Source organism: Cupriavidus sp. 01T418 (assembly GCF_056398885.1).
Map to the genome: position 1 here is coordinate 38280 of NZ_JBFTQG010000054.1, position 12986 is coordinate 51265.

The following is a 12986-nucleotide window of genomic DNA, read 5'->3' on the forward strand; positions in this document are numbered from 1 at the left end:
TGCCGACAAGACGCGCGATCCGTCGTCACAAATGCTCGCAAGGCTCCAGCCTTGCTGCGCTTCGTTCCTAGGCTCGCACGCCTTCTCGGCACACTTATTTTCTCAACGAATTTCAGCCGACACCACAAGGCCCGGCGCGCCGACAGCAATCGCCTGCTGCAAGGTCTCCTTGGGTTCCAGCTCCATCAGGATCACGCCGCGGCCACCGGCCGACAGCGACTTGATCTCCTCGATCGCCACCAGCAGCAGGCGGCCATTGCCGGACAGGCAGGCCACGTGCGTGGCTTCGTCGCCGATCGGCGACGGCTCCAGTGGCGCGTCGCCCTCGTCCAGCGTCAGGTAGGCGCGGCCGCCCTTCTGCCGGCTGACCATATCGCCCACCTTGGTCTGGAAGCCGTTGCCGCCGCGCGTGGCGATCAGCATGCGCTGGTCGATGCTGCCGGCAAAGGTGTGCGCGATCTGGCTGCCGGGCTGCAGCTCGATCAGCGTGGTCACCGGCACGCCGTCGCCGCGCCCGCCGGGCAGGCCGGCGACCGGCACGGTGTACGCGCGCCCATTGGTGCCGAACACCAGCATCACGTCCACGCTGCGGCACTCGAAGGTGCCATAAAGCGCATCGCCCGCCTTGAAGGTGAACTGCTGCGCGTCGTGGCCGTGGCCCTGGCGCGTGCGCACCCAGCCCTTTTGCGACACCACCACGGTGAGGGGTTCGTCGACCACGCGCACCTCGGCAGCGGCGCGGCGCTCCTCCTGGATCAGCGTACGGCGCGGATCCTTGTCTTCCGGGCTGTACTGCCTGGCATCGGTCTCGATTTCCTTGATGATGCGCCGGCGCATCATGGTCTCGGACTTGAGCAGCACATCCAGGTCGGCCTGCTCGTCGCGCAGGCTCTTGAGTTCCTGCTCGATGCGGATGGCTTCCAGCCTGGCCAGCTGGCGCAGGCGGATTTCCAGGATGTCCTCGGCCTGGCGGTCGGACAGGCTGAAGGCCTGCATCAGCGCCGGCTTGGGCTCGTCGCTCTCGCGGATGATGCGGATCACCTCTTCGATATTGAGCAGCACCAGCATCCGGCCTTCCAGGATGTGGATACGGTCCTCGACCTTGGAGAGACGATGGCGCGTGCGGCGGGTGACGGTGGCGAAGCGGAAGGCGATCCACTCGCGCAGGATGTCGGCCAGGCCCTTCTGGCGCGGGCGGCCATCGGTGCCGATCATCACCAGGTTGACCGAGGCGCCGGATTCCAGGCTGGTATGCGCCAGCAGCGTCTGGACGAATTCCTGCTGCTCGATGTTCTTGCTCTTGGGCTCGAACACCAGCCGCACCGGCGCGTCCCTGCCGGATTCGTCGCGCACCGCGTCGAGCACCGCCAGCACGCTTTGCTTGAGCTGCAACTGTTCCGGCGTCAGCGATTTCTTGCCCGCACGTACCTTGGGATTGGTGATTTCCTCGATTTCCTCGAGCACCTTCTGCGCCGATGTGCTTGGCGGCAGTTCGGTCACCACCAGTTGCCACTGGCCCCGTGCCATATCCTCGATGATCCAGCGCGCGCGCACCTTCAGGCTGCCGCGTCCGTTCTCGTAGATCGCGGCGATATCCGAAGCCGGCGAAATGATCTGGCCGCCGCCCGGATAGTCCGGCCCGGGCATCAGCGCCAGCAACTCGGCCAGCTTGATATCGGGGTTGCGGATCATCGCCACGGTAGCCGCCGCGACTTCGCGCAGGTTGTGCGGCGGCACCTCGGTGGCCATGCCCACGGCAATGCCGGAGGCGCCGTTGAGCAGCACGAACGGCAGCCGCGCCGGCATCAGCTTGGGCTCTTCGATCGAGCCGTCGTAGTTGGGCACGAAGTCCACCGTGCCCTGGTCGATCTCGTCGAGCAGCAGGCGCGCGATCGGCGTGAGGCGGGCCTCGGTGTAGCGCATCGCCGCGGCGCCGTCGCCATCGCGCGAGCCGAAGTTGCCCTGGCCGTCGATCAGCGGGTAGCGCAGCGAGAAATCCTGTGCCAGGCGCACCAGCGCGTCGTAGGCGGACTGGTCGCCATGCGGGTGGAACTTGCCGAGCACATCGCCCACCACGCGCGCCGACTTGACCGGCTTGGCGTCGGCACGCAAGCCCATCTCGTGCATGGCGTACAGGATGCGGCGCTGCACCGGCTTCTGGCCGTCGGCCACTTCCGGCAGCGCGCGGCCCTTGACCACGCTGATGGCGTAGTCGAGATAGGCCCGCTCGGCGTAATGCGCAAGGGTCAGCGAGTCCGCTCCCTCGTCGGGCGAACCTGGGTCAAACGGAATGTCTTGTTGTTCCATGGATTGGCAAGAAGACGGCGCATCGCATCGTTGGCCGGTGCGCCGGTTGCATGTTGTTCGTTATGTGGTTCGTCGTGTTGTCCGTGATGGCGATCAGGGCATGCTGCGGCGGCCGCCGATCACCATCTTGACGCGATTGATGCCCCCGGCCGCGGCCCCCACGGGCGAGCCGCCCGGACTGTAGAAGCGATAGAACTGCAGCACCGTGCTGACATACTGCTGGGTCTCGGGAAAAGGCGGAATCTTGTTGTTGTAGCGCTGTACCGCGCCCTCGCCCGCGTTATACGCGGCCAGCACCAGTTCCAGGTTGCCGGGGAACAGCTCCATCAGCCAACGCAGGTAGCGCACACCGGCCGCGATATTGGTGCGCGGGTCGGCCAGCTTCTGCTCGACGGTGCGCCTGGCATCGGCGCTTACGCCGAAGCGCGCGCCGGTGTCGGGAATCACCTGCATCAGGCCGATCGCGCCCTTGGGCGACACCGCGCCGGCATTGAAGCCCGACTCCACCGCCATCACCGCCTTGACCAGCGCCGGGTCCACGTTCTGCGCCTGCGCGATCTGGCGGATCATGGGCTCCACCGTGGCGATATTGGGATGGTTGACGATATAGCGGTAGAGCTTGTGCGTTTCCAGGTCGATCTGCTTGCCGGAGTTCGCACTGCCCAGGGAGAGGCTCCTGAACTCGCCGCCGTTCTTCATGAACAGCGTGTAGCGTTCGTCGAGCTTCTCGTCGGAGAAATGCGCCACGCCATCGTCGTCGATATAGCCATACAGCGCCGCGTGGGCCGCCGGCACGCAGGCCAGGCCGGCCAGCAGCATGCCGGCGGCCATCCACTGCCGCGGCCGGTTGCTGGTAAGTCTGGTCTTTGCCATCGGGATTCCTCGCGTCATGCAGGCATGCGGCGTAACAAACGCCGCCCGCCTGGCTATCAGATATCGGCAACCACCTCGTTGCCGCGCTCTTCGAGCCAGGTGCGCCGCTGCGCGGCCTCGCCCTTGCCCATCAGCATATTCATCACGCCCACGGTCTGGGGCAGGTCGAAATTGCCCAATGCCACCGGCAGCAGGCGGCGCGTGTCGGGGTTCATGGTGGTTTCCCACAACTGCTCGGCATTCATTTCGCCCAGACCCTTGAAGCGGGAGATCTGCCAGGCGCCTTCCTTCATGCCGTCCTTCATCAGCTTGTCCTGGATCGCCACCAGTTCGCCATCGTCCAGCGCATAGAGCTTCTGGGCCGGCTTCTTGCCGYGCGCCGGCGCATCCACGCGGTACAGCGGCGGGCGTGCCACGCACACATTGCCGTTGTCGATGAGCTTGGGGAAATGCTTGAAGAACAAGGTCAGCAACAGCACCTGGATGTGCGCGCCGTCCACGTCGGCGTCGGACAAGATGCAGATCTTGCCGTAGCGCAAGTTGGACAGGTCGGGTTCGTCGCCGGGACCGTGCGGGTCCACGCCGATCGCCACCGCGATATCGTGCACCTCGTTGTTGGCGAACAGGCGGTCGCGCTCGGTCTCCCAGGTGTTGAGCACCTTGCCGCGCAGCGGCAGGATGGCCTGGAACTCCTTGTCGCGCCCCATCTTGGCCGAACCGCCGGCGGAGTCGCCCTCCACCAGGAACAGCTCGTTACGGGTCACGTCGATGGATTCGCAGTCGGTCAGCTTGCCTGGCAGCACGGCCACGCCCGAGCCCTTCTTCTTTTCCACCTTCTGCGCGGCGCGCGTGCGCGCCTGCGCCTGGCGGATCACCAGCTCGGCCAGCTTCTTGCCGTATTCGACGTGATGGTTCAACCACAGTTCCAGCGCGGGACGGCTGAAGGTGGATACCAGCTTCACGGCGTCGCGGCTGTTCAGGCGCTCCTTGATCTGGCCCTGGAACTGCGGGTCCAGCACCTTGGCGGACAGCACGAAGGAGGCGCGCGCGAACACGTCTTCGCTCATCAGCTTGACGCCCTTGGGCTGCAGCGCGTGCATTTCGATAAAGCTCTTGACCGCCTGGAACAGGCCTTCGCGCAAGCCGGACTCGTGCGTGCCGCCGGCCGGCGTGGGAATCAGGTTGACGTAGGACTCGCGCACCGGTGCGCCGTCCTCGGTCCACGCCACCACCCAGGAGGCGCCCTCGCCTTCGGCGAAGCCGTCTTCCGCCGCATTCGCATCGGGATCGGCGAAGTGCTCGCCCTCGAACATCGGCACCACCAGTTCGGCGCCGCTGCCCTGCGCCAGCGCTTCCACCAAGTAGCCCTTCAGGCCCTGGTCATACTGCCAGGTCTGGCACTCGCCATTTTTTTCATGCAGCAGCGTGACCTTGACGCCGGGCAGCAGCACGGCCTTGCTGCGCAACAGGCGCTGCAGTTCGGCCATCGGGATGGTGGCGGAATCGAAGTATTTCGGATCCGGCCACACCTGCACGCGCGTACCGCTCTTCTTCTCGCCACGCTCGAGCTTGCGCGTGGCCAGTGGCACGGTGACGTCGCCGCCCGAGAAGGTCAGCGTGGCGCAATTGGCATCACGCCAGACCGTCACGTCGAGCCGGGTCGACAGCGCGTTGGTGACGGAAACGCCCACGCCGTGCAGGCCGCCGGAGAAGGCATAGGCGCCGCCCTTGCCCTTGTCGAACTTGCCGCCCGCGTGCAGGCGGGTAAAGACGATTTCCACCACCGGAACCTGTTCTTCAGGGTGGATGCCGACCGGGATGCCGCGGCCATCGTCCTCCACGCTGACGCTGCCGTCGCGGTGCAGGGTGACCATGATCTCGGAACCGTGGCCGCCGAGGGCCTCGTCGGACGCGTTGTCGATCACCTCCTGCACGATATGCAGGGGGTTATCGGTACGGGTGTACATGCCGGGCCGTTGCTTGACCGGCTCCAGGCCCTTCAGGACCCGGATGGAAGATTCGCTGTACTGACTGGTTTTGCTCGCCATGGAGTCGCTTGCGTAGTGGGATTCTCGGCCAGCCTTGGCGGGGGGCGCTTGCCGCACGCCAGCCAGGGGGACCGGGCAGCCTGCATTGTAATGGAAGCGCGAAGGCGTCTTGATGCCAATCGTGACTGGCTTTTTACATGCCCTATACGACGCATTAAACGCCACCCCCGGCCCCGGAACGCTGCGTTACGTCACTTTCCGATGCGGGGTACACTCGCTGGCACGGTGCGGCCCGGGTGGATCCGGAGCGCGCCGATAAAATTAAAAAACATCAAAAACAGCACAACGCACACCCAGCCAGGATGCAGGACGCCATGCAGAACCCCATTCAAAAAACGCCGACAAAGGCACTCTCTCTGACGACCGTCCTTATATGCGGTGGCCTTCTGGTCACTTTGTCGATGGGTATCCGGCACGGTTTCGGCCTGTTCAACCTGCCCATCACGCAAACCCACGGCTGGAGCCGCGAGACCTTCGCCTTTGCGCTGGCGCTGCAGAACCTGATGTGGGGCGTGACCCAGCCGTTCACCGGTGCCCTGGCCGACAAGTTCGGCGCGTTCCGCATCATGCTGATCGGCATTGCGCTCTACGTGGGGGGCCTGGTGGTCATGGCAATGGCCAGCTCCGGCACCGCCTTCGCATCGGGCGCGGGCATCCTGATCGGCATCGCGCAATCCGGCACCACCTATAGCGTGGTGTACGGCGTGATCGGGCGCGTAGCCAGCCCGGAGAAACGCGTCTGGGCCATGGGCATCGCGGCGGCCGCGGGCTCCTTCGGGCAGTTCCTGATGATCCCGGTGGAGCAGACGCTGATCTCGGTGGCCGGCTGGCAGAACGCCTTGTTCGTGCTGGCGGTGCTGGCCTGCCTGATGCTGCCGCTGGCCTTCAGCCTGCGCGAGCCGCAAAGCGAGGGACACGGGACCGGCTTCCAGCAGACCATTGGCCAGGCCATGCGCGAAGCGTTCGGCAACCGCAACTTCCAATTGCTGACGCTGGGATACTTCGTCTGCGGCTTCCAGGTAGTATTCATCGGCGTGCACCTGGCGCCTTATCTCAAGGACCGGGGCCTGACCGACCCCAAGATCGCCACCGTGGCGCTGGCGCTGATCGGCCTGTTCAATGTGTTCGGCACTTATAGCGCCGGCGCACTCGGCCAGCGCGTGCCCAAGCGCTACCTGCTCTCGCTGATCTACATCACCCGCTCGGTGGTGATCGCCGCCTACCTGCTGCTGCCGCTGACGGCCGCCAGCACCTGGGTGTTCGCCGCCATGATGGGCTTCCTGTGGTTATCCACGGTTCCGCTGACCAACGGCATCATTGCCCAGGTATTCGGCGTGCAGTATCTGTCGATGCTCTCGGGCGTGGTGTTCTTCTCGCACCAGATCGGCAGCTTCCTGGGCGCGTGGCTGGGCGGCTTCCTGTACGACCGCACCGGCACGTACAACGCGGTGTGGATGATCGCCATCGGGCTGGGCATCGTCGCCGCGCTGGTCAACCTGCCGATCCGCGAGCACGCGATTGCGCGCCCGCAGGCGGTGGCGGCATGAGCAGGGCGCGCGCCACCGTCTTGCGGGCCGGCGGCTTCGCGGTGCTGGCCGCAGTGCTGGCGCTGGGCTTCATGGCCTACCTGCGGCCGGCCTTCATGGTGGATTTGACGAATATGGTGCTGGCCTGGTGCGGTTGAGCCAAACCCGCCTGTGATGCCCGACGGTGCACCCTCCCTTGCCCCGGCAGCTCTCCCACACGTGGGAGAGCAGAGAAAGCCAACCGGAACCGGGATGCCTTACTGCGCCTCGGCCTTGGCCTTGGCCTCCAGCACTTCCCAGCGCTCCAGCGCCTCCAGCAGTGCCAAATCGATCTCATCGTGCCGCGCCGCAAGCTGCGCGGCCTTGGCCGCGTCGCTGACATAGAGCGAGCCATCCGCCAACTGCGCGCTGACGGTCTTCTGCTCGCTCTCCAGCGAGGCGATGCGCTCGGGCAGCGTGTCGAGTTCGCGCTGTTCCTTGTATGACAGCTTGACCGCACGGCCGGCAGCGCGCGCCTCGCGCGGCTTCGCCGCTTCCGCTGCCTTGCGTTCCCCGCCGCGCGCGTCCCGCATGGCCGCGCTGCGCGCCGACTGCACCTGCCAGTCGGAGTAGCCGCCCACATACTCGCGCCAGTACCCGTCGCCCTCGGCGGCGACGGTCGACGTCACCACGTTGTCCAGGAAGGCCCGGTCGTGCGAGACCAGGAACACGGTGCCGCTGTAGTCCTGCAGCAATTCCTCAAGCAGTTCCAGCGTGTCGATATCGAGATCGTTGGTCGGTTCGTCGAGCACCAGCACATTGGCCGGGCGCGCGAACAGGCGCGCCAGCAGCAGCCGGTTGCGCTCGCCGCCGGACAGCGACTTGACCGGTGAACGCGCACGCTCGGGCGCGAACAGGAAGTCGCCCAGGTAGCTCATCACGTGCTTGCGCTGGCCGTTGATCTCGACCCAGTCGCTGCCCGGGCTGATGGTATCGGCCAGCGAGCGCTCCAGGTCCAGCTGCGTGCGCATCTGGTCGAAATACGCCACCTGCATATTGCTGCCGTTCTTGACCTCGCCGGCGTCCGGCGCCAGTTCGCCCAGGATCATCCGCAGCAGCGTGGTCTTGCCCGCGCCGTTGGCGCCGATCAGGCCGACCTTGTCGCCGCGCATGATGGTGCCGGTGAAATCGCGCACCACCACCTTGTCGCCGAAGAGCTTGCTGACATCGGTCAGCTCGGCGACGATCTTGCCGGAGCGCTCGCCCTGCGACACCTCCAGCTTGACGTTGCCCTGCACGTCGCGGCGCGAAGCGCGTTCGTTGCGCATCGTCGCCAGGCGCTGGATGCGGGCCACGCTGCGCGTGCGGCGCGCTTCCACGCCCTTGCGAATCCAGACTTCTTCCTGCGCCAGCAGCTTGTCGAATTTGGCCTGCTCCACCTGCTCGGCCGCCAGTTGCTCGGCCTTGCGCGTCTGGTAGGCGGCAAAATTGCCGGGGAAGGAAACCAGCCGGCCACGGTCCAGCTCGACGATGCGGGTCGCCACGCGGTCGAGGAAGGCGCGATCGTGCGTGATCAGCAGCACGCTGCCGCGGAATGCCAGCAGCAGGTCCTCGAGCCAGCGGATCGATTCCACATCCAGGTGGTTGGTGGGCTCGTCCAGCAGCAGGATGTCGGGTTCGGCCACCAGCCCCTGCGCCAGCGCCACGCGCTTTTGCATGCCGCCGGACAGCGAATCCACGCGCACATTGGCGCTCAGGCTCAATTGCGCCAGCGTGGTCTCGACCCGCGTGCGCAAGCCCCATGCCCCGGCGGCATCGACCTCGGACTGCAGGCGGTGCAATTCGTCCAGCGCGGCCTCGTCGTGGCTGTCGTCCAGCGCCGCCAGCGCCGCTTCATAGGCCACCAGCAGATCGTGGACCTTGCCCAGGCCCAGGGACACCGCGTCGAACACGGTCTGGCCGGGTTCGAACTGCGGCTCCTGCGGCACATAGGCCGAGGTCACGCCGCTCTGGCGCGCGATCAGGCCATCGTCCGGCGCGGACAGGCCAGCCACGATCTTGAGCAGCGACGACTTGCCGGAGCCGTTGCGGCCAATCAGGCCGACGCGCTCGCCGGCTTCCAGGGAAAAGTCGGCATGGTCGAGCAAGGCCACGTGCCCGAAGGCGAGCTGGGCGTCGGAAATCGAAAACAGGGCCATGGGAGCAATACGAAAGGAGACTGCGAAAGGGAGGCGACTCAAGCGGCTTGACGGAACCAGCAGCCGCCCGCAACTGCCCGCCGGCGTCGAAGGGCAACCGGGCGGCACGGTGTCAGGTAGCCGGCATTGTAGACCACCTGCGCCAGCCCACAGCCGCGAGCAAGGCAAAGCCGGCGCATGCGGCCCGCCCAAAAAAAAGAAGGGCCCGCGCTTGCGCGGGCCCAAGAGTCTCTCCTCGGTGCCCTGCTCGCAAGGCACGAACGGAGAATACCAAGCACACCCGCCCGGCTCTAGTCGGACAAATCCGTAAGGGAAAGCCCCGTCAACGCCGCCCCGCCCGCCATCGGCCACGGCGCGGAACCGCCCATTCCGCCCATTCCGCCCAACCCGTCCTGTCCACCCTTTGCCTGCCGCGCAACAGCGCACGCCGCGGCCGTTGTCCAGTTGCTCGCCGCCATGGAATAATGATTGCCGGCCAGCAGGCCCCAGCACAATGGCAGCAGCAGCATAAGCATAAGATCGGTCCGAACCGGTGCAGGCGACCCAGCGCCACTTCCCCTTGACACCTCTTTCCGCTTTTTCGCTTTCTCGCTTTCTTTTTTGTACGGGGACATCCATGAACCATCCGCTTCGCCGACGCCTGCGCGGCGCCGGGCTGGCGACTTCGCCCAGCCCGGCCGGCCTGCTGCTCCTGCTATCGACCCTGCTCGCACTCTGGCTGGCCATCGGCGCCAGGCCCGCCGCGGCGCAGTCCGACGCCTCGCCGGTATTGCATCGCATCGCACAAACCGGCGTGCTGCGCATCGCTCACCGGGAAAGCTCGGTACCGTTTTCCTTCCTGATCGGCGGCAAGCCGTACGGTTATGCGGTCGACCTCTGCCTGCGGGTGGCCGATGCGCTGCGCGGCGCGCTCTCGCTGCCCGGCCTGAAGGTGGAATTCGTGCCCGTCACGCCGGCCAACCGCATCGCCGCCATCGTCGACGGCAAGGCCGACCTGGAATGCGGCTCCACCACCAATAACCGCGAACGGCGCGAACAGGTGGCCTTCACCATCCCGCACTACATCGCCGGCAGCCGCATGCTGGTGAAGACCGACTCCGGCATTCACAAGCTGGGCGACCTGCGCGGCAAGACGGTGGTCTCCACGGCAGGCACGACGTCGCTGGCCGTGGTGCGCCAGATCAACGGCTCCGGCGCCATGCAGATGCGTGTGGTGGAAGCCAGGGACCACGCCGAAGCCTTCGCCATGGTCGAGCAAGGCAAGGCCGACGCCTTCGTGATGGACGATGTGCTGCTCTACGGCCTGCGTGCGAATTCGCACGACCCGGCCCGCTACACCGTCACCAGCGAATTGCTGACCGTCGAGCCCTACGCCATCATGCTGTCGAAGCAGGACGCGGAGTTCAAGCGGCTGGTGGACAAGACGCTGGTGTCGGCCATCTACTCGCTTGATACGCAGAAGCTCTACAAGAAGTGGTTCCAGTCGCCGATTCCGCCGCATGGCGTCAACCTCGACATCCCGATGAGCTACCTGCTGCGCGACTCCTTCAAGTTCCCCAGCGACAAGGTTGCCGACTAGCGCCGGGCTGGACAAGAACGGCGCGACTCGTGCGAAGATGACGGCCCAGCCGATCTTTTTCGCTTCCGCCTGCTGATCAGGCCGAGTATCCGTTCCATGTCCACTGTTGCTACCCCCCTGAAGCTGACCGATCTCTCCGTCTCGGCCCTGGTCGCCGGGCTGATTGCCACGCTGACCGGCTACACCAGCTCGCTGGTGCTGATGATCCAGGCCGGGCAGGCAGCCCATTTGTCGGATGCGCAGGTTGCCTCGTGGATCTGGGCGCTGTCCATCGGCATGGGCGTCACCACCATCGGGCTCTCGCTGCTGACGCGCGCGCCCATCGTCATAGCCTGGTCCACCCCTGGCGCCGCCCTGCTGATCTCCAGCCTGCCCGGCGTGCCCTACCCGGAGGCGATCGGCGCCTTCGTGATGGCGGCGTTGCTGATGACGGCGGCGGGCCTGACCGGCTGGTTCGACAAACTGATGCGCGCCTTGCCGGCCAGCATAGCCTCGGCCCTGCTGGCCGGCATCCTGTTCCGCATCAGCGTCGACGTGTTCGTGCAAGCGCAGCAGCAGACCCTGTTGCTGCTGGTGATGTTCGCGTTGTACCTGGTGGGCAAGCGCTTCTGGCCACGCTACGCGGTGCCCGGCGTGCTGCTGGCGGGGGTGGCGCTGGCCGGCGCGCTTGGCCAGCTGCACTTCGAATCGTTCCACTTCGCGCTGGCCAAGCCGGTGTGGACCACGCCGGTCTTCTCGCTGCAGGCCTTTGTCAGCATCGCGGTGCCGCTGTTCATTGTCGCGCTGGCGTCGCAGAATATTCCCGGGCTGGCGGTGCTGCGCGCCGACGGCTATCACGTAGCGGCGTCTCCGCTGATCGCCGTGACCGGGATCGCCTCGGCCCTGCTCGCGCCGTTCGGCTCGCACGGCATCAACCTCGCGGCGATCACGGCAGCCATCTGCACTGGCGAGCAAGCCGATCCGGACCGCAACCGGCGTTATACGGCGGCGGTGGTTTGCGGGCTCGGCTACCTCGCCGCGGGCGTGCTGGCAGCCAGTATTGCCGCGCTGTTTGCCGCCTTTCCCAAGGCGCTGGTGATCGCAGTGGCCGCCTTCGCCCTGCTCGGCTCGATCGCCAGCGGCCTGGCCACGGCAATGCACACCCCGGCGCAGCGCGAGTCGGCGCTGCTTACGTTCATGATCACCGCCTCAGGCATGACGCTGGCCGGTGTGGGTTCGGCCTTCTGGGGCGTGGTGGGCGGCATGCTGGCACTGCTGGTGCTGCGCCCGCGCACCGCCGCTCCGGCCGGATAAAGCCTGGAACCTAAAGCAGCAGAAAGGCAATGTCCGCCGAACAGATGCCCGAGAGTGGCGTGCCCTTGCGTCGCTGGAACAGGACGTGCTGAAGCACCCGATCGCGATGCTCGGCAAGCGTGGCCGGATCGAAGCGCAGCGCGGTCAGCGCGTAGTGCTCCGAGAGCAGCTTGTAGACCCGGTGGCGCACCATCAGCATTTCGCTCTCGGCGCGCAGGCGACTGATTTCGCCGGCGTTTTCCTCTTCCAGCTGCCGCATGCCCACCACCACGCGCGCATGCATGCCACGATAGCGGTCCAGCTCGCCATGTGCCTTGCGCAGCTCTTCACGCAGTGCCCTCACTTCCTGCTGGAGCTTCAAGTTGTGCTGCACGCCGCGCTGGATTCGAGACGCTTCTTCCAGCGCGACATCTGCAGCGGCTATCGTGTTCTGCCAGACCCCCAACCCCGTCGTATTGCCCTCCACCTGCGGCCAAACGGTCGGTACATCTCCATCGCCATTCATGGCGCCCCCTCCCCCAAAACCTGACTCGCCCGCCGCTGGCTTTATCAAATCTGCCAGCTTGTCGGGGCTACCGCGACCATCCCATCCGACCCAGCGCATTGCTGGCGCCTTTACAAAGACAAGGCGCTCATGTTCGATTGAAGAACGCATCCGGCTGCGTGACAACCACCCGAAAGGAGGGGATCGCCAACGCGCGAATGCTTCGACCATGGCTTGGACTGTACACCTCAGGCAAGCGCCGTGGGTGCCGCGTCCCCGGACGGCGACGAGATGTGTGGAAAAATGTGGCCCCAGCGACAGCCAGACACAGCTAGACACAGCTAGACAATAGGACTCATTGATGAACGCTTACTTGCTCCTGGCCCTCGCCATCGTCGCCGAAGTCATTGCGACCAGCAGCCTCAAGGCGTCCGAGAGCTTCACACGCCTCTGGCCGAGCGTGCTGGTGGTTGCCGGATATGTTGGCGCTTTCACCCTGCTGATGCAGGTCATGAAGACCGTGCCGGTCGGAATCGCCTACGCGATCTGGTGCGGCGCCGGCATCGTGCTGGTCACGCTGATCGCCAGCCTACTCTATCGCCAGTTACCTGACCTGGCTGCCTGGGTGGGGATCGGGCTGATTATCGCGGGGGTGGCGGTGATCCAGTTGTTCTCGAAGATGGATGCGCATTGAAGAGG

The 12986-nt window shown here is 65.8% G+C and carries 11 protein-coding genes; 5 read left to right on the forward strand and 6 right to left on the reverse strand.

All coding sequences use genetic code 11. From position 1 onward, the window contains the following. Positions 1-102 precede the first annotated feature (102 nt). The 3 genes from parC to AC1DQ3_RS31845 form a co-directional block, all read right to left on the reverse strand. Positions 103-2307, reverse strand: coding sequence for a DNA topoisomerase IV subunit A (parC, locus tag AC1DQ3_RS31835; protein ID WP_477124105.1), 2205 nt, complete (start codon positions 2305-2307; stop codon positions 103-105). Between the two features lie 93 nt (positions 2308-2400). Continuing rightward, complete coding sequence (locus tag AC1DQ3_RS31840) at positions 2401-3180, reverse strand: lytic transglycosylase domain-containing protein (protein ID WP_477124106.1); 780 nt, start codon at positions 3178-3180, stop codon at positions 2401-2403. 56 nt (positions 3181-3236) lie between these two features. Continuing rightward, complete coding sequence (locus AC1DQ3_RS31845; RefSeq protein WP_477124107.1) at positions 3237-5228, reverse strand: DNA topoisomerase IV subunit B; 1992 nt, start codon at positions 5226-5228, stop codon at positions 3237-3239. Between the two features lie 314 nt (positions 5229-5542). Here AC1DQ3_RS31845 and AC1DQ3_RS31850 point away from each other — a divergent pair, with 314 nt between their 5' ends. Continuing rightward, positions 5543-6775, forward strand: coding sequence for an MFS transporter (locus AC1DQ3_RS31850; RefSeq protein ID WP_477124108.1), 1233 nt, complete (start codon positions 5543-5545; stop codon positions 6773-6775). Next, positions 6772-6912 carry a hypothetical protein gene (locus AC1DQ3_RS31855; RefSeq protein ID WP_477124109.1) on the forward strand — a complete coding sequence of 47 codons (141 nt, stop codon included), beginning with the start codon at positions 6772-6774 and terminating at the stop codon, positions 6910-6912. The genes AC1DQ3_RS31850 and AC1DQ3_RS31855 overlap by 4 nt, the downstream gene beginning before the upstream one ends. 99 nt (positions 6913-7011) lie before the next feature. Here the strand turns inward: AC1DQ3_RS31855 and AC1DQ3_RS31860 are convergent, their stop codons facing one another. Both AC1DQ3_RS31860 and AC1DQ3_RS31865 read right to left on the reverse strand, forming a co-directional pair. Then, on the reverse strand, positions 7012-8931 hold the full coding sequence (locus AC1DQ3_RS31860) for an ATP-binding cassette domain-containing protein (RefSeq protein WP_477124110.1): 1920 nt from the start codon (positions 8929-8931) through the stop codon (positions 7012-7014). Between the two features lie 290 nt (positions 8932-9221). Next, on the reverse strand, positions 9222-9446 hold the full coding sequence (locus AC1DQ3_RS31865) for a hypothetical protein (protein WP_477124111.1): 225 nt from the start codon (positions 9444-9446) through the stop codon (positions 9222-9224). Positions 9447-9547: 101 nt separating this feature from the next. On the opposite strand from AC1DQ3_RS31865, the gene AC1DQ3_RS31870 reads away from it, so the two are divergent. Together AC1DQ3_RS31870 and AC1DQ3_RS31875 are read left to right on the forward strand one after the other, a co-directional pair. Beyond that, positions 9548-10510, forward strand: coding sequence for an amino acid ABC transporter substrate-binding protein (locus tag AC1DQ3_RS31870; protein ID WP_477124112.1), 963 nt, complete (start codon positions 9548-9550; stop codon positions 10508-10510). A 96-nt stretch (positions 10511-10606) separates the two neighbouring features. Next, positions 10607-11803 (forward strand): benzoate/H(+) symporter BenE family transporter, encoded by a 1197-nt coding sequence (locus AC1DQ3_RS31875; RefSeq protein WP_477124113.1) that lies wholly within the window; start codon positions 10607-10609, stop codon positions 11801-11803. A 10-nt stretch (positions 11804-11813) separates the two neighbouring features. Here the strand turns inward: AC1DQ3_RS31875 and AC1DQ3_RS31880 are convergent, their stop codons facing one another. Next, positions 11814-12308 carry a hypothetical protein gene (locus AC1DQ3_RS31880; RefSeq protein ID WP_477124137.1) on the reverse strand — a complete coding sequence of 165 codons (495 nt, stop codon included), beginning with the start codon at positions 12306-12308 and terminating at the stop codon, positions 11814-11816. Positions 12309-12648: 340 nt separating this feature from the next. Between AC1DQ3_RS31880 and AC1DQ3_RS31885 the strand changes: the two genes are divergently transcribed. Next, on the forward strand, positions 12649-12981 hold the full coding sequence (locus AC1DQ3_RS31885) for a DMT family transporter (RefSeq protein ID WP_477124114.1): 333 nt from the start codon (positions 12649-12651) through the stop codon (positions 12979-12981). Positions 12982-12986 lie beyond the last annotated feature (5 nt).

Coding starts and splice junctions, on each gene's coding strand:
- parC (WP_477124105.1), bottom strand. CDS start 2,307: ATGGAACAACAAGACATTCCGTTTGACCCAGGTTCGCCCGACGAGGGA.
- AC1DQ3_RS31840 (WP_477124106.1), bottom strand. CDS start 3,180: ATGGCAAAGACCAGACTTACCAGCAACCGGCCGCGGCAGTGGATGGCC.
- AC1DQ3_RS31850 (WP_477124108.1), top strand. CDS start 5,543: ATGCAGAACCCCATTCAAAAAACGCCGACAAAGGCACTCTCTCTGACG.
- AC1DQ3_RS31855 (WP_477124109.1), top strand. CDS start 6,772: ATGAGCAGGGCGCGCGCCACCGTCTTGCGGGCCGGCGGCTTCGCGGTG.
- AC1DQ3_RS31860 (WP_477124110.1), bottom strand. CDS start 8,931: ATGGCCCTGTTTTCGATTTCCGACGCCCAGCTCGCCTTCGGGCACGTG.
- AC1DQ3_RS31865 (WP_477124111.1), bottom strand. CDS start 9,446: ATGCTTATGCTGCTGCTGCCATTGTGCTGGGGCCTGCTGGCCGGCAAT.
- AC1DQ3_RS31870 (WP_477124112.1), top strand. CDS start 9,548: ATGAACCATCCGCTTCGCCGACGCCTGCGCGGCGCCGGGCTGGCGACT.
- AC1DQ3_RS31875 (WP_477124113.1), top strand. CDS start 10,607: ATGTCCACTGTTGCTACCCCCCTGAAGCTGACCGATCTCTCCGTCTCG.
- AC1DQ3_RS31880 (WP_477124137.1), bottom strand. CDS start 12,308: ATGAATGGCGATGGAGATGTACCGACCGTTTGGCCGCAGGTGGAGGGC.
- AC1DQ3_RS31885 (WP_477124114.1), top strand. CDS start 12,649: ATGAACGCTTACTTGCTCCTGGCCCTCGCCATCGTCGCCGAAGTCATT.